This is a genomic window from Dyadobacter sp. SG02 (assembly GCF_900109045.1).
Taxonomy (GTDB): domain Bacteria; phylum Bacteroidota; class Bacteroidia; order Cytophagales; family Spirosomataceae; genus Dyadobacter.
In genome coordinates this window covers 17,552-33,558 of the sequence record NZ_FNYL01000017.1, presented here as the reverse complement: position 1 = coordinate 33,558, position 16,007 = coordinate 17,552, and the positions used below count along the sequence as shown (strand labels likewise).

The 16,007-nt window shown below is 50.2% G+C and carries 15 protein-coding genes; 2 read left to right on the top strand and 13 right to left on the bottom strand.

Translation table 11 applies throughout. The annotated features are described in order from the left end of the window. Window positions 1–9: 9 nt before the first annotated feature. Complete coding sequence (locus BMW93_RS30185; protein ID WP_090385390.1) at window positions 10–816, top strand: DUF3108 domain-containing protein; 807 nt, start codon at window positions 10–12, stop codon at window positions 814–816. Here BMW93_RS30185 and BMW93_RS30180 read toward each other — a convergent pair. Both BMW93_RS30180 and dnaA read right to left on the bottom strand, forming a co-directional pair. Next, window positions 746–1,780 carry a hypothetical protein gene (locus BMW93_RS30180; RefSeq protein ID WP_090385388.1) on the bottom strand — a complete coding sequence of 345 codons (1,035 nt, stop codon included), beginning with the start codon at window positions 1,778–1,780 and terminating at the stop codon, window positions 746–748. The two genes, BMW93_RS30185 and BMW93_RS30180, sit on opposite strands and share 71 nt — an antisense overlap. A 40-nt stretch (window positions 1,781–1,820) precedes the next feature. Next, on the bottom strand, window positions 1,821–3,248 hold the full coding sequence (gene dnaA / locus BMW93_RS30175) for a chromosomal replication initiator protein DnaA (protein WP_229241015.1): 1,428 nt from the start codon (window positions 3,246–3,248) through the stop codon (window positions 1,821–1,823). Between the two features lie 261 nt (window positions 3,249–3,509). Here dnaA and scpA point away from each other — a divergent pair, with 261 nt between their 5' ends. After that, window positions 3,510–6,431, top strand: a complete 2,922-nt coding sequence (gene scpA / locus BMW93_RS30165) for a methylmalonyl-CoA mutase (RefSeq protein WP_177194243.1) — start codon at window positions 3,510–3,512, stop codon at window positions 6,429–6,431. Here scpA and BMW93_RS30160 read toward each other — a convergent pair. The 11 genes from BMW93_RS30160 to BMW93_RS30110 form a co-directional block, all read right to left on the bottom strand. Beyond that, a complete protein-coding gene (locus BMW93_RS30160) occupies window positions 6,428–7,624 on the bottom strand; it encodes a beta-ketoacyl-[acyl-carrier-protein] synthase family protein (protein WP_090385380.1) in 1,197 nt (398 codons plus the stop codon). The two genes, scpA and BMW93_RS30160, sit on opposite strands and share 4 nt — an antisense overlap. Before the next feature lie 6 nt (window positions 7,625–7,630). Beyond that, entirely contained in the window at window positions 7,631–7,897 is a 267-nt protein-coding gene (locus BMW93_RS30155) for a phosphopantetheine-binding protein (RefSeq protein WP_015815230.1), read from the bottom strand. Window positions 7,898–7,964: 67 nt separating this feature from the next. Then, window positions 7,965–9,242, bottom strand: coding sequence for an ABC transporter permease (locus tag BMW93_RS30150; RefSeq protein ID WP_090385377.1), 1,278 nt, complete (start codon window positions 9,240–9,242; stop codon window positions 7,965–7,967). A gap of 3 nt (window positions 9,243–9,245) precedes the next feature. After that, window positions 9,246–9,995 carry an ABC transporter ATP-binding protein gene (locus BMW93_RS30145; RefSeq protein WP_090385375.1) on the bottom strand — a complete coding sequence of 250 codons (750 nt, stop codon included), beginning with the start codon at window positions 9,993–9,995 and terminating at the stop codon, window positions 9,246–9,248. Window positions 9,996–10,007: 12 nt separating this feature from the next. Beyond that, window positions 10,008–11,039, bottom strand: a complete 1,032-nt coding sequence (locus tag BMW93_RS30140) for a BtrH N-terminal domain-containing protein (protein ID WP_090385373.1) — start codon at window positions 11,037–11,039, stop codon at window positions 10,008–10,010. Window positions 11,040–11,043: 4 nt separating this feature from the next. Continuing rightward, on the bottom strand, window positions 11,044–11,442 hold the full coding sequence (locus BMW93_RS30135; RefSeq protein WP_090385370.1) for a hypothetical protein: 399 nt from the start codon (window positions 11,440–11,442) through the stop codon (window positions 11,044–11,046). Window positions 11,443–11,467: 25 nt separating this feature from the next. After that, a complete protein-coding gene (locus BMW93_RS30130; RefSeq protein WP_090385367.1) occupies window positions 11,468–12,610 on the bottom strand; it encodes a beta-ketoacyl-ACP synthase III in 1,143 nt (380 codons plus the stop codon). Next, window positions 12,610–13,524: a hypothetical protein gene (locus BMW93_RS30125; protein ID WP_090385364.1), complete on the bottom strand. Its 915-nt coding sequence runs from the start codon at window positions 13,522–13,524 to the stop codon at window positions 12,610–12,612. Before BMW93_RS30125 ends, BMW93_RS30130 begins: the two co-directional genes overlap by 1 nt. 29 nt (window positions 13,525–13,553) lie before the next feature. Beyond that, window positions 13,554–14,036, bottom strand: a complete 483-nt coding sequence (locus BMW93_RS30120; RefSeq protein ID WP_090385361.1) for a hypothetical protein — start codon at window positions 14,034–14,036, stop codon at window positions 13,554–13,556. Between the two features lie 43 nt (window positions 14,037–14,079). Beyond that, a complete protein-coding gene (locus BMW93_RS30115) occupies window positions 14,080–15,138 on the bottom strand; it encodes a methyltransferase (protein WP_090385358.1) in 1,059 nt (352 codons plus the stop codon). Beyond that, window positions 15,135–15,875 (bottom strand): YdcF family protein, encoded by a 741-nt coding sequence (locus tag BMW93_RS30110; RefSeq protein ID WP_090385354.1) that lies wholly within the window; start codon window positions 15,873–15,875, stop codon window positions 15,135–15,137. Before BMW93_RS30110 ends, BMW93_RS30115 begins: the two co-directional genes overlap by 4 nt. Window positions 15,876–16,007: the final 132 nt, after the last annotated feature.

Below are 16,007 nucleotides of genomic sequence, written 5' to 3'. Positions count from 1 at the left end.
TTATTTAGCATGAAAAAATCGTACACATTACTATTAGCCATTTCGACATTTGCATTGCTATTCTCTTTCCGCCAGTTTGAAGAGAGCACGGAAATGGACCGCGTAGTGCATAACAAAAGTTTCGGCACCGGCGAGCGTGTCGAGTACCGCGTGCATTACGGGTTCATCAATGCCGCCGAGGCGAAGGTGGAGGTTAGCAGAGCCGTCTCGATGATCAACAGCCGCCCGTGCTACCGGGTAAATGTAATCGGCCGCACGGTCGGCGCGTTCGACCTCATATCCCGCGTGCGCGACACCTGGCGGTCATACATTGACACCACGGCTATTCTCCCGCATATGTTCGAGCGGCAGATCCAGGAAAATAAGTACCGCAAGGAAGAAACGGTTTATTTCAACCACAATAAAGACCAGGCCGTTTCCAATGTGAAGGACGAAAGCAAAACTTACAATGTCCCCAACAACATCCACGATATTATCAGCGGCTATTTTTTCCTGCGTACCATCAATTTTGATAAGGTCCGCGAAGGCGAGATCATCGAAGTTCCTACCTTTTTCGACGGCGAGGTTTACAAGTTGCGTGTGCGTTATGTGGGCAGGGACGTGATCAAAACCAAGTTTGGCAAAAGCAAAGTATTGCGGCTGTCCCCGCAAATCCCTACCAACAAATTCTTCAAAGGCGAAGAACCAATGGCGCTTTGGATTTCCGACGATTCCAACAAAATTCCGTTGAAAGCGGAAGTAGATCTTAAAATAGGTTCGCTGGAAATGGATTTGAAATCCTACAAAGGCCTGAAAAAAGACATCGCCTGGTTCTGATCAGCAGCCATTTGCGAAACTTTTGTATTTGCCTGAATGGAAAAGGTAATGCATTGCGACTGACGCAGTAAAAAGGCATTACAACCGCTCCAAATCCTGCATAATAAGCGACGATAGATTCTTTCTCCGGGCTTTCAAAATCGAAAACTGACTTTGTACCCGCATTTTCGCAAAAATAAGCGTCCAGCATTGCAGCTCTTGCATTTCCTTTCCGGCCTGCATTGTTCGCAGCATTAAACAGGTAAATCGTTCGCCCGCGGTAACGCGTGAGCAATATGCCCGCACATACGCGCGTGCCTCCATACGCATACACGAGGTAGCCGCAATCATTTCCGATACACGCTTCTCCGAGTCTTCTCAATATCTGGTACGCATTCGTACTAATCTTTCCAATGCCCTGCGCGTGATTTCCTTCAAAGAGTCCTATTAATGGTTCAAAATCATCTGATTCAACGATTTGCCAATCTGTGCGGGCACTTCTTTTCATATTGGCCCTCCTGTCTTTGGTATAACCTGCGTAAAGTTCGGCGTAAGGTCGTTCTAAATGCAGCCAGTGCGTTTGAAATACCTTCATTTCAAAGCCTTTCGGGCAAATCGTGCCCATTACCGCCAAGTTCTCCGGATTGAATGAATAATTGGAAATGTAGGGAAAAAGGGTTGCTAAAACTTGAAGAAATGCCTCGCATTGCTCCGCCGTCAATTCGTGTTTTGAAAAAACGCCTAAATACTGGCAAAACAGCGGTTGGTACAACACACGCCGGCCGAATTTCTGCCTGACAGGCAGCGGCATAACCATTGAGAAATCCGTAGCGGAAGGCCAGAAGAGCGCCTGCCAATCTTCGCAGACGATGTCGAGGTACCAGCTTAATGCGTAAATGACACATTGCCGGCTGTGGTGGATGTGGTTGTCCCAGGTTGGCGCATCGATTTGCGCCCGGGAGAGAAGGACAGGTTTCGGTAACACGGTGTTCAGAGCATTGTTCTGAACATTGATACGTCAAAACCTATTTAAAGTAACTGCGAAGCTTCTGCAAAGTTTCTTCCACGTCCGGGGTTTCGTCCATAAGCAGGTTAATGCTTTGAATCGAGTGGATTACCGTACTATGGTCGCGGCCGCCGAAATGGTAGCCGATGGATTTGAGCGGCAGATCGGTGTATTCCTTGGCGAGGTACATCGCTAGCTGACGCGGGTAAACCACTTCCTTTTTGCGGCTTTTGCTTTTCAGATCGGCGATAGAAACCTGGAAATAATCGGCGATGATCTCCTGAATGGTATCAATGGTTACCTCCTTGTCCTCATTCATCACGATGTTGCGGAGCGTGTTTTTAGCCAGTTCCACATCGATATTCCGGCGGGTAAGCGAAGCCTGCGCCATCAATGACACGATCACGCCTTCCAGCTCCCTCACGTTGGAGTTCACACTATGTGCAATGTATTCGATCACATCGTAATCGATCGAAATGCCTTCCGACTGAATTTTTTTCTGGATGATCGCGATACGCGTTTCGAAATCCGGTGCCTGCAAATCGGCCGTGAGGCCCCATTTGAAGCGGGATAGCAAACGGTCCTGCAAGCCTTGCAGCTCACGCGGCGGGCGGTCACTCGTCATGATGATCTGCTTGCCGAGCTGATGCAGGTGGTTGAAAATATGGAAGAATGTATCCTGCGTTTTTTCCTTACCCGACAAGAACTGCACGTCGTCGATCGCGAGCACATCGACCTTCATATAAAAATCGGTAAACTCTTGCAGCGTATTGTTCCGGATCGAGTTGATGAACTGGTTTGTAAATTTCTCAGACGAAACGTATAGTACCAGCTTGTTCTCGTAATGGTTGGTAATGTAATTTCCGATGGCCTGCACGAGGTGCGTCTTGCCGAGCCCTACGCCCCCGTACATCATAAGCGGGTTGAACGACGTGAGCCCCGGGCGCTGCGCTACCGCGAAACCGGCCGAACGGGCGAGCCTGTTACAGTCTCCTTCGATGAAATTATCGAACGAATAATTGGGGTTCAGATAGGTATCGAGCGTCAGCGAATCCTGGTCTTTCTCCTTCACGCTCGCCCCCATGCGTGGGTCGGTCGAGAAATTATCCGGTCTGGAATAATTTGGAGATTTCTGAGTTGAGACGTTCATCGTCAGCGGCTGGTGCTTCTCGTTACCGGTGTCGACAATAATGGAATATTCCAATAATCCGTCGCGGCCAATCGCGTAATCCAGCGCCTTTCTCAGCAGATTGACATAGTTATCTTCCAGCCATTCGTAGAAAAACTGGCTGGGAACCTGCACGGTAAGTACTTTACCATAGAGTTTTAGGGGACGAATGGGTTCAAACCACGTCTTAAAACTCTGCTCGGGAATGTGCTGCTGAATAATCCGCAGGCAAGCATCCCAAACCTGGTCTACCTCTCTATTTGTGCTGATTCTTTCCAATGTATAATTTACCAAACTCTGAGTATCATATTTCAAAAGGACGGCAAAGATATAAAAATACCTGATCTCTCCAGATGAAACGGATATTCAATTTAATCGTCGCAAAGTGTATCTGCAAACCCAAAAATAAAATTGCGAGCGTAATCGTGTCCAGAAGGTTACAGAAGCGGTTTTGATGTTTCCGCTCCCCTATTTACGTCCCAAAATTTGTAGTTTTGCTAATAGCACAAATCCGCGAACTGTTCATCAATCCATCAGCCCATGCCTTTAAACCTCTTTTCTGAATTTCTTCCGTCGGATAAAAACATCTGGGAAAAGCTGGCGGCGAAGGAGGTGAAGGGCCGCACGGGGCTGTTCGATTCATGGGAAATTGCACCGGGCCTGCATTTCAAACCTTACGTCACGGCTGATGAAATAGATTGGGAGGCAGTTGCAGACATCCAGAAAGCCCAAAAGCAAACCGCCGGCTGGCATAATGCGAACGAAGCGCCTGCCATGGAATCCAGGCCATTCCGGATCGAGTTGCAAGGTGCCGATCCCGTGACACAACTGGTAGCAGCATTGGTCTCTTTTTCAAATGGGTATTCCAATGGCGTATCGGCTGCACACACATTTGAACAAACCACATTTTCGGTTCCTGTCGGTCCGCAGTACCTGACTGAAATAGCCAAAATGCGGGCGCTACGGTACTTATTGCGAAAACTGTCGCAGGCATTGGGATTGACGGACCAAGACGCAATAACCTTCATCCACGCACGGACATTCATCGAATACAAGGAAAATGCGGCGGATTACACCGACCTGATCAGAGCTACCGCTCAGGCCATGAGCGCTGTCATCGGAGGATGCGATGCGCTTACCGTGCTGCCATTCGATAATGCAGATAATGCGATGGCGCAACGGCTCGCCACATATGTTTCTTACATCCTCGAACACGAAAGCCTCTTTGCCAAAGTAGCCGATCCCGCCGCAGGGGCATTTGCGCTGGAAGATATGACTTTGAAACTGGCGAACGCAGCCTGGGAAACGTTTTTGAAAACGACGGACAATGAAGTTTTCAAAAATAATATGGATAAAATCGGAGGTAAGAAACAAAAGACCGGTCAACCGGCGACATTTCAGACCGCCGAAGGCATTTCCCTCAAAATCCTATTCACCGAAAGCGACCTCGCCGATGCCCGACACCTCGCGTTCGGCGCGGGCACTCCCCCATTTTTGCGTGGGCCCTACGCGAGCATGTACCTCGAACGCCCCTGGACGATCCGACAATATGCCGGTTTCTCGACAGCCGCCGAGTCCAACGCATTCTATCGCCGTAACCTCGCCGCCGGACAAAAGGGCCTTTCCGTGGCATTCGACCTGGCTACCCACCGCGGCTACGACTCCGACCACCCGCGCGTGACCGGCGATGTGGGCAAAGCCGGTGTGGCGATCGACTCGGTGGAAGATATGAAAACGCTTTTCGACCAGATACCGCTCGACCAAATGTCGGTATCGATGACGATGAATGGTGCGGTGATACCGGTAATGGCCTTTTTTATCGTCGCTGCCGAAGAGCAGGGCGTGCAGCCGGAGCAACTTACCGGAACGATCCAGAACGACATCCTGAAAGAGTTTATGGTGCGCAACACCTACATTTATCCGCCGGGGCCGTCGATGCGCATTGTAGGAGATATTTTTGCCTATGCCTCGCAACATATGCCGCGCTTCAACTCGATCAGTATCAGCGGTTATCACATGCACGAAGCGGGCGCGCCCGCGCACATCGAGCTCGCATACACGCTCGCGGACGGGCTCGAATACATCCGCACGGGAATCGCAGCCGGTATTCCGATCGACGATTTCGCACCGCGGTTATCATTTTTCTGGGGGATAGGCATGAATCACTTCATGGAAATCGCCAAAATGCGCGCCGGGCGCATGCTTTGGGCCAAAATCGTGAAGCGTTTCGACCCGCAGAACGAAAAGTCGCTCATGCTCCGCACGCATTGCCAGACAAGCGGTTACAGCCTCACCGAGCAGGAGCCTTTCAACAACATTACACGAACAACCATCGAAGCTATGGCGGCGGTAATGGGCCACACGCAGTCGCTCCATACCAATTCTTTCGACGAGGCCATTGCCTTACCCACCGATTTTTCGGCCCGCATTGCCCGGGACACGCAGCTTTTTATCCAAAACGAAACAGATCTCTGCAAGGCTGTCGACCCGTGGGGCGGCTCCTATTATGTAGAATATCTGACCGCGCAACTCGCCGAAAAGGCATGGCAACTTATCGAAGAAGTGGAAGCATTGGGCGGCATGACGAAAGCGATTGAAACCGGTTTGCCCAAGATGCGTATCGAGGAAGCCGCCGCCCGTAAACAGGCTCGGATCGATGCGGGTAAGGAGGTAGTAGTGGGTGTAAACCGGTATCAAACGACGGAGAAACAGTCATTTGAAATACTTGAAATAGACAATGCGGCTGTAAGAGACACCCAAATCGCGCGGCTTGACGCTATTCGCGGAAACCGGAGTGAACCTGCGGTACGCGAAGCATTGCAAAGCATTACCCGAGCCTGCACGGAATCGGGCGGAAAGGATATGCATTCAAATCTGCTCGCATTGGCTGTTGACGCAGCCCGTAAAAGAGCTACATTAGGGGAAATCTCTTATGCTATGGAAGAGGAATTTGGCCGGTACCAGTCTACTATCCGATCCGTCTCAGGTGTTTACCGGACGGAAGTCTCGGACGACGAAAACTTCCGGCGTGCACGCGAAATGTCCGACGAGTTTGCCCGGCTGGAAGGCCGCAGGCCGCGGATGATGGTCGCTAAAATGGGCCAGGACGGCCACGACCGGGGCGCAAAAGTGATCGCGACGAGCTTCGCCGATCTCGGGTTCGACGTCGACATTGCGCCATTGTTCCAGACGCCGCAGGAAGTAGCCATGCAGGCCATTGAAAACGATGTGCACGTAATCGGCGCGTCGAGCCTTGCGGCGGGGCATAAAACGCTCATTCCGGAACTGATCGGCGAGTTGGGAAAGTTGGGCAGAGGCGATATTATGGTGATTGCAGGAGGTGTGATCCCGGCGCAGGATTACCAGTTCCTGTATGATGCGGGTGTAAAAGGCATTTTCGGCCCGGGAACGGTCATTTCAGTGGCCGCACAGGAGATACTTACCAAGCTGATGCAAGATTAATTTACACCGGCGAAAACCAGCGAAGTACAGTTCCCTCCGAAACCGAAGGAATTGGAAAGCACGTAATGCAGGTTATAGTTGCCTTTCCATTCCGAAACAGGCGCGTTTTCCGGACCGCTTATCGGCTCGGCCACATTCAGGCCCGGAAAAAGCTCCGAATGAACTATACCCAGAATGCTGAAAATAGCCTCCACAGCACCTGCCGCACCCAAAGTATGCCCGGTAAATGATTTGGTGGAACTGTAAGGCGGCATCCTGTCGAACAATTCCCCCATTCCGAAAAACTCGACCTGGTCGTTGTTCTGCGTGCCGGTACCGTGCGCATTGACGTACCCAATTTGTGAAGTTTCAATCCCTGCCGAACGGATCGCTTCGCGCATGCAGCGGATCGCGCCCGTAGCTTCGTCGGACATGGCCGAGGGATGGTGCGCGTCGTTTGCATTGCCAAAACCGGCTATTTCCGCATACACGCTCTTTCCGGCCGTCAGCTCTTCCGCTTCCAGCACAAGGTAAGCCGCCCCCTCACCGAGGTTCAGGCCGTCGCGGTTAATATCGAATGGCTTGCAGGGCGACTCCGACAATATTTTCAATGCATTAAAACCATTCACCGTGTATTTCGCCAGGCTATCCACACCGCCTACAATAGCCCTTTTAACCCTTCCCGAGCGGATCAGCCGCGCGCCGAGCATAATGGCATTGGCAGACGACGAACAGGCGGTATTGATGGTATCGGTAAATCCTTTAATGCGGTACCGTTTCGTCAGCTTCAATGTATGTGCCGAGCAGCCATAGGATTCGAGGTATTCCGAGCCTTCCGATTTGTGGTTGGCGTCTTCATAAAGCTGGTCGGTGAGGCACATGCCTCCAACCGTGCTGGCGGAAATCAACGCCGTATCGAGCGAGGATAGCTGGCCTGGGGTCAGTGCTGCATCGGCAATGGCTTCGGCGAAAGCCTTGTCCGCGAGCAGGCAGGTACGCGTGTAGCCACTGGCGGTTTCCAGTTTCTGTAATGCTTTCAGCTCATCGTTGCTCAGCTTCACTTCGCCAAACGGCAGTTGCGAAGCGTAGTGCGATTCGAAAAAAGCTACTTTACCAATGCCCGAACGCCCCATGCGCAAGCTCTCATGATTTTCCCGCACATTATTGCCAATGGCGGAAATCATACCCATACCGGTCACCAAAACCCTTCCCATCGAAAATTAAGCGGCTTTTGTATTGGCGAGAATGTACTCGGCCATGTGGTTTACATCGACGAGGATCTTTCGCCCCTCGGCCGGGTTATTGATTTTAATACCATATTCCCTTTCGAGCAGCACCACGAGTTCGAGCGAATCGATGGAGTCGAGGCCCAGGTCGCCGCCGAAAAGCGGCTCGTCGTCCTTGATGTCGGCGGGGTTAATGTCCAGCAAGTTCAGGTATTGCACAATTTGCCCTTTCAGGATGGGCTTCAAGCTTTCTATGTCCATATTGATTTGTTAATCACTTAATGTAATCGCCGGTTACAGCTGATTTACCGGCCGGGGAATTTCAAACTTAAATAATTCTTTCCAACCGCAGCTTAAAATATGTGCCCAATTGGCAAAACACTATAAAAATGCCCAGAAATGCGAACACCGTACGCAAATCCTGCCAGCTCCCGCCTTTGAGGAACAATACATAAAAACCTTCGAGACACCAGTGTAGAGGTGAAAAGTTGCTGAAAAACTGCATGAAACCGGGCATTACGAATGTCGGTACCAGAATCCCGCCGATCGCCCCGAAAATGATAATGGATATGGCCCCGAAGCCGTTGGCCTGCTGTTCAGTTTTGGCAAATGCGCCGATCATTAAAGCATAACTCACGGCAGCCATACTGCTGATGAAAATCACGGCGATGGTGGCGATGAGGTTATCGGGAACGCTGAGTTTAGGGAGACCGAGCTTGGGCAGAATCCAGACGCCCATCGAGAATGTAAGCGCGACCTGCAATGCCGCTACAATCACATAGATGGCCATTTTACTGAACATTACTACCATAAATGTGGTAGGCATGGTTTTCAACCGGAGGAAGCTACCGTTTACGCGCTCTTTCACGATGTTGCTACCCAGCGAAACGACCATGAAAAACATGGCGAAAATGGTCCAGGCGGGCACATTATGCTGGGTGGAATTGGGAATGGCCGTCGAGTTATTGTTCCGCGCCACGATCTGGTCGATGCCCACGCGATTCGAAATCATCTTGTCTTTCAGCTTTGCGGAGCGCTCGGCAATGTCCATATTAGCATACATGCGATCGATCATCAGCGAGTTTTCTATCACGCTCATGTACGACTGGATCACGCTCATGACCGAATAGCTGTAATTTTCCTGTAAAACCGGGTCATTGTAAAAGGAAAGCTTCGGCATGGAAGTCTTCTCGCGGGCGGTCGTATCGTGCTCCAAGCCGAGGTCGTCCATCAGTATCGTGCTCACATCCTCCGCATTACTTTCAAGCCCCGCAGAAAACGTGCCTGGAATGTACAATGCGATCATTTTCCCTCTGGATAGCAGCTCCGACTTCAACGATTCCTGCTGAATGGCATTCTGCGAATCGATTTTAAAAAGTCCTGATTTTGTAAGCAAATCCACCAGCTTGCCGCCTTCATCGCCGGTATCATGGTTCACGACCAAAAGCGGGATCTGGTTCTCATTCACCATTTTATAAGCGCTGTCCTGGATGATCGTAATGATAAAAACCAGCAGCAGCGGCATCAGAAACATCAAAGCCAGCCCTACTTTATCATTGATAAGCAGGAGCAGTTCTTTGCGTAATGATGAATATAATTTGAACATAGGTTAATCGCGGTACTCTTCGCCGGTCAGGTTGATGAACAATGTTTGCAGATTGTCTACTTCGTGTACGGCTTTCAAATGCTGCAACCCGCCTGCTGCAATAACCCTACCATGGTCGATCAGCGCGATATTTTTACAAAATTCCTCCGCTTCCGACATATGGTGCGAAGTATAAATAATGGTAGTCCCTGCCTCGTTGATCTGCTGCAAGTAGCGAATAATCGCATTGCGGCTCTGCACGTCCACCCCTACCGTCGGCTCGTCGAGAAAGAGGATTTCCGGCTCGTGGATAATCCCTATCGCGAGGTTCACGCGGCGCTTCATACCACCCGAAAACGTCCCTACCTTCTTGTCGGCCGCTTTTTCAAGTCCTAATACTTCCAGCAAATGCTCCCGGCGCTCTTCCAGCTTGATTTTGGAGAGATTATACATCGCCCCGAAATAATCGAGGTTCTGGCGCGGCGTGAGTTCCTGGTAAAAAGCATATTCCTGCGGGACAAAACCAATGCGGCTTTTCCTTTCGTGATCGGAATAGGGCTTGTTATTGTGAAAAAACTGAACATCGCCGGAAGAAACAGGAATAATGCCACAGAGAATGGAGATCAGCGTGGTTTTACCTGCCCCGTTCGGACCAAGCAATCCGAATACGTCCGACTGCATAATGTCCAGCGAAACGTCGGAAAGGCTATCTTCCTGGGCGGATTTGTAACGCTTATACACGTCCCTGATCGCAATGCACACCTGACCCGCCATATCCGTCCGCACTTATTTACCCAGTTTCAGGCTGGAAAGCTTCTGAAATGCCTCTTTCTCTACCATGCGTATATCCAGCATCATGTCGGCGATTTCTTCGAAGTCTTTCTGTTCGGTCAGGCGGCCTTTGTACACGCCCGCCATTTTGATGGCGCTCGAACGCCACATGTCGCCGGCTTTGGTGAAATCCTCGGAAATGTTGGCCACCCGGTCGTCCTGCAAATAGGCGGCGGCTTCTTCGAGGAATGCGCCGTAGAGGAAGCGGAAACCGCCCCCACCAGTACCGATTTCCTCCTGCATCCGCACGATTTGACCTAAATACAAACTCGCTTTACGCAAACCCAGCTTATCGCGCCATTTGCGAACATGGTTGGAAGTATGGCGGATACCGTTCACGCCCGCAAAATTGCCCGGAATGCTCAGCATATCGCGGACGTTGCGGCGGATGCCGGACACAATGCCTTTGCGGATCATATCGTCGGTAACCGGTTTTATCTTTTCGGGGAAATAAATATGCCCTTTCGGGGCCAGCGGGCCTTGCGCAAAACGCACGCGGGAAAGGTCTTCTTTTGAAAGCGAGGTAACATCTTCCATGACCGGATCGCTGATCTGGTAGCGCCCGTTTTCCTCTCCGAAAACGATCAGGTTATGCGCATTGAAATGGAAGCGGTATTCTTTGGGAAAATAAGTGAGGTGAAAAACCCCCACCTGGCAGCCTACCGGCACGCCTTCCTTCACTTTTTGATCCAGAAATGCCTCCGCCGAAGCCGGGTTCGAGAATTTCTTGCGGGTTACCTCCACGCCCAGCGATTTGCAGGTGCGTTTGAAGATCGCACCGGGCATGGTCCGGAACGAGATCGCCGGGCCATTGTTGACCGTCAGAAAAGGTATTTGTATATAAAACAGGCCGGAACCCATGCCGAATGCCAATGGCTCGGTCATGAAATCGAGGCCGTGGTACCGCAGCAATGCCGTGGTAACGCCGTTCTCGCAATGGGCTGTTTGTACGTGATGGAACTCATCCGTTTGACTATCAATATTCACTGGATCAACCTTTAAAATTTTTCAATTCGCTCACAGTAATGTCGAAAGCCCTGGCGTATTTTTCCAGTTTTCGTTCGCTGAGATCTTTAAAAACGGATGGTTTGAAATGTCGTTTGATAAAAAACGGGAAGATTCCCGTGTAACCCGACAAGACCGGCAAATCCATCAGGCGAAGTTCCATAAAATAGTATACCGGGCTTTTTTCCCCATTCGCCACTGCCTTGCGCGCCTCTTCTACCCGCTCGTTGACCTCCTCCCAGGCACTGTCGAGCGCCTGTTTTTTCACATCCCAGCCTTTGCTCAATGCGGTTTCGTACTTGCCGTCGTCGTTCTTGACGTAGCAAACTTCCCGGGTAAATTTATCGAGCGCGCCGGGATCTTGCGGAAGGTCTTCCTTTTTCATGAATATGGGCAGCTTATGTATGTTTTCAGCACACGGTGAGCAGGCAGAACATGTACGAGAAGCGTGAGCTCTCCGGTACTGCCAGCAATATTTTTTCGCCCTTTTTCAAAGCCCCGCTGTTGAACACCTCTTCGAGCATCATGTAAATGGAAGCGGCGCCTACGTTGCCTTTCGTTACGAGGTTGGTATACCATTTCTCCTTTGGAATAGGCATACCGTTTTCCTTGAAAAATTCGTCGATTTTGGCTTCGAAGAAATAGCTCGACAAATGCGGCAGGAAATAGCTCACATCGTCGATGGTTACCCCTTTTTTGACCAGAATATCTTTGAGTTTGGCGAAACCTAATTTAACAATTTTTTCACCTAATAGCTTCACATCCTGTTTGATGCTCAATACCGAACGCTCCTGGATCTCTTCGGCGGTGAAATCCTTATAACTCACCAATGTACCGTCTTCCAGCTTGTCGGCGCCCATGTACATGCACGCTTCCACCTCGTTGGCGTACGAGCAGCCTTCGATCCAGTCTATTTTTAATGAAATACCTTCTTTGTTGGGAGCCGATTCCACCAGGAATGCACCTGCGCCGTCTGAAAGCATCCAGCGCAAGAAATCCTTTTCAAATGCGAGAAACGGGTTCTTTTCCAGGCGTGTAAGTTGCTGGATTTCATCCTCGAACTGGTCCGAGCGCAATACGGTTGAGAGTCGCTCCGAAGCACAGGCAACCGCCTTTTCCTTCTCTCCCAACTTCACGGACATGTAGGCATATTTGAATGCGTGCATCCCCGCGCAGCACACGCCTGAAGGCGATACCACTTCGATCGACGCGGCTTCGGGTAAATGGCCGTGCACCATCGAGCCGTGCGAAGGCATCAGCTGGTCGGGGCTCGACGTAGCGCAGCTCAGCAAATCCATTTCGCCGATTTCCGCCGGGTTATTTTTGAAAAGGTCCTTGATGGCCAGCGCTGCCATTTCCGCATTGGTGTGCGTAGGCGTTCCATCTTTGCGCAATGCGTAGTAGCGGTTTTTGATACCGTTATTGCGCAAAACAATAGCTTTTGATTTGGAAGGTTTTCCGTTGATGTATCCTAAGTATTCTTCCATTTCCTCGTTGGAAACGGACTCATTCGGTAAAAACTTGGCAATCCTGGTAATATATGCTTCTGACATTATAATTTGGTTTCTACACCACAAAAGTATTCTTTTTTCTTCTTAATCGCATTGGCGGTAAGCGGTGCGACCAGCAACCGGTACACGGTTACCAGCACCGGCGCCACCATAAAAAGGGCCACCAGCAGGTAGTATTTAAAAAACCCGACCAAGCGCTTCCGCTTTTCAGGTGTGGTACCTTTTGTTTTGATCAGATTCGCCCAGATCCTGAACAGTTTCTTCGCCCTGCCTTCGATAAAAAGGATATCCGTGGGTATGTTGATAAGGCCCGTGGCCATGATTTCCTTCTGTAAACCGGCATACTCCTTGCTATCGTATGCCTTTTTGACGATCGTCCCGAAACGCGAGGCACTTTGAATGTCTTCGTCGCTCACGCCTGGCTTCGGGAAAATGCCCCATTTGCGGTCTTTACGGCCCGTAAGCATCCAATGCAGGATGGTTACGGCGCTGACGAGATTGGAAACGCGGTCCATCAGCGGAATATTTCCCACCAGCTTCCCGCCCGCATCGGCGATCAGCTTTTTGATGCTTTCCTGCGAGTTGAGCCACATATTCCGGCCGCCGATCACGGTGACGACAGGCGTCCCGCCCATTGCCCTGGCTTTAAAGCCAGGGTTGTGCAGGAGTGATGTTATCGGAAGAGACGGCGACAAAAACCAGGGCTGATAACCCAACACAATCAAATCGTAACGTTCCGCACCGAAATGCAGCGGCTGCAATTCGATCACGTCTTCCTGCACGCATTCGGGCATTTTATCGAAAAACTCATCCGATGTCCAGGGAAACACAAAAGGGTTGGCCGGAAAAATCTCTAATCGCTCTACTGTTTCAGGCTGAAACGGTGTCAGGAACTGATCAATAATTTCATTCAACTGACCTGACTGAGAGTAGTTTACAACTAGTATGTTTTTCATTGAGCAGCAAAAATCCTGTTAATGCATTCCTATTTGAGATCCGATTCTTTCAATACCTTCGAATCCTTCGCGTAATCGGCGATGACGTTTTTGAGGTCGGCGTCCAGCTTATCATAGCCCGAAACGACCGCCTGTTTATCGGCATCTATTTCCTTATTGTATTTCAAAATTCCCGGCGCGTGCTCCTGTACCGTGAGGCGCAGGAAGCGGAACTCGGTATTGCCCGGGTTACTTTTAATCTCGTCTTCGAGCAAATGTGCGCCTTTTTTGAAAGTCTTCACTTTGCCTCCTACCCCTTTCACAAAACCCGCCTTTTTCATCGTCAATGCGCCTTTGTAGGCATTCACTTTCGATGACGACTTCTCCGTTTCGAGCTTCGCGAGTACCTTATCGATCGATTCCTCCTCGCCGCCCGACAATGCTTTGTAATAAATTCCCTTGTCGATCTGTGCCTGGGCCGCAAAGGCTACCGCGAGCAGAAGACCAAGGCAAACCGCCGCCATTCGCTTCATAACAATCAATATTTACGTATTCCGGATATAAAAGGATCAGGCATTATGCCTTTTTCCTGCATTCCAGAATCGTATGATAACTGTCGCCAATCAATGGATAAGTTTTAACTACTTCAAACCCAGCCTGGCATACCAGTTCTTTCATCACGCCGATCCTGTACATTTTACTGTTGCCGTTGGCCATGATTGTAAAATACAATGATGTCGCCACCAGACTATAATGCGCAGCAGGATAATTCTGGTTATCAAAAAATGGTTCCAGAATGTACAAAGTGGTGTTTTCCGAAGCCGCCTGGAAGGCATTTTCGAGGATAGCTACAATCTGTTCTTTTGAAAAGCAGTCGAGAAACTGGCTCATCCAGATCGCATCGGCGCCCTGGGGGATTTTCTGTGTTGTATCAAGCAGATCGATCGCGTGGAAATCGATGCGGTCGAGCTGGCCGCGTTCGGTTGCATTCGCACGTGCGACATTCAGCTGCACCGGCAGATCGAGTATTTTAATCCTCACATCCGCATCGTGGTCACAGCATGCGAACGACCATTTGCCGGTATTGCCGCCGATATCGAAAAGCGTTTTCGGCTTTTTGGCAAACACGATTTTCAGCGCGTCCGGGAATGCATTGTCGGAATAATAATGGTCGAACTCGAACCAGGAAGTTTTTGCGGGCTCGGGCAAAATCGAGAGCCCTTCGTAGATCGTCGGCCAGTTGCCCAGCTCTTTCAGGCCTTCGGGCTTGCCGTTGACGATGCTTTCCGTCATATGGTTTGCGCCAAGGTAGCACACGTCCTTCATGAAATTCATGTTCACGCGCGTCATTTCGTCCTTCAACAGGAAGAAACCGATCTTGCTGATCTTGACAACATCATTTTCTATTTCCACCACGCCCAGGATTTCCGCCGCTTCCAGCAAGAGGGTCACGCCGTATTCCGAGACATTCACATTTTCGATGATGTTGGCGACGCTTACTCCCTTGCGGTTTTCGCTGATGTACTGCAAAATGCCCAGGTCCCTGAGCGCCACCACCGACTGGAAATACATCGGGCCAAACGCTATCTTCTGTGCTTCATACTTGGCTTCAATAGCCGACAATTCTTTTTTCATTGTACGCTTTTATTGTTCCCTGATTGTTCGGAAGAGGGTATCATCCGATCCTTGTATCTCCTTCTGTATTTCGCTTTTTTCAGATCTTCTTCATGCCAGACAATGTATTTGCCCATTGTGCCCCGGAAGCGTTTGAAGAAACCTTCCTTGTCCGACAGCTTTACGAAGCCTTCCTTCACCATTGCATTGCTCTGGTCAACCTTCGGCTCATACACATTTATCGTTTTCACCGTATCGATCACCGTCGGCAACAAACCTATCGGAAGCTCAAACTTCTTGATGAACTTCTTCATGTAGCTTGTCTGGATGGGATCTGTGGAAAGCGCAATTTTCGAAAAGCCGAGGTCTTTTGCAAGGCGGTAGGAATAATATACGTTTTCCGTGCTGTGCTGGGCCTTTTCCTCGGTAAACAAATGCTCGCGCGGAATGCCTAGCGCCTCCGCGTAGTTGGCCATTACCCGGCTTTCAATATAGGGAGTTGCCACCGCGCCGCCCGAAAAGATGACGTTTTTGGTATAACCCTTTGAATACAGGTAGTGGGCCCAATGAATGCGCAGCTGGTGCACCATGTCCCATTTCTCGCCGTTGTAGGGGAAGCCGGGGACGATAATCGCGTCATAGGGAGCTTCCTTCGCCCCCTTCGTGAATGCCTTTGCCGCAGAACGGTAGAGCATTTTACCACAACTTGTAAAAAGCAGGCAGATCAGCAGCAGGAAAAACGAGTTGGCTATGCGCACAATAACAGGTTAGTGATTTTAAACAGTAAGCTGTGAACGTTCACCAGACGCAGGCAAACAGATCACAGCTTACGAAAGAATGAGATGGTATCGGTAACTAATCTGAGCTTTAAAAATAAGAAAATCTATTTA

Coding starts and splice junctions, on each gene's coding strand:
- BMW93_RS30185 (WP_090385390.1), top strand. CDS start 10: ATGAAAAAATCGTACACATTACTATTAGCCATTTCGACATTTGCATTG.
- scpA (WP_177194243.1), top strand. CDS start 3,510: ATGCCTTTAAACCTCTTTTCTGAATTTCTTCCGTCGGATAAAAACATC.
- BMW93_RS30160 (WP_090385380.1), bottom strand. CDS start 7,624: ATGGGAAGGGTTTTGGTGACCGGTATGGGTATGATTTCCGCCATTGGC.
- BMW93_RS30155 (WP_015815230.1), bottom strand. CDS start 7,897: ATGGACATAGAAAGCTTGAAGCCCATCCTGAAAGGGCAAATTGTGCAA.
- BMW93_RS30150 (WP_090385377.1), bottom strand. CDS start 9,242: ATGTTCAAATTATATTCATCATTACGCAAAGAACTGCTCCTGCTTATC.
- BMW93_RS30145 (WP_090385375.1), bottom strand. CDS start 9,995: ATGGCGGGTCAGGTGTGCATTGCGATCAGGGACGTGTATAAGCGTTAC.
- BMW93_RS30135 (WP_090385370.1), bottom strand. CDS start 11,442: ATGAAAAAGGAAGACCTTCCGCAAGATCCCGGCGCGCTCGATAAATTT.
- BMW93_RS30130 (WP_090385367.1), bottom strand. CDS start 12,610: ATGTCAGAAGCATATATTACCAGGATTGCCAAGTTTTTACCGAATGAG.
- BMW93_RS30125 (WP_090385364.1), bottom strand. CDS start 13,524: ATGAAAAACATACTAGTTGTAAACTACTCTCAGTCAGGTCAGTTGAAT.
- BMW93_RS30120 (WP_090385361.1), bottom strand. CDS start 14,036: ATGAAGCGAATGGCGGCGGTTTGCCTTGGTCTTCTGCTCGCGGTAGCC.
- BMW93_RS30115 (WP_090385358.1), bottom strand. CDS start 15,138: ATGAAAAAAGAATTGTCGGCTATTGAAGCCAAGTATGAAGCACAGAAG.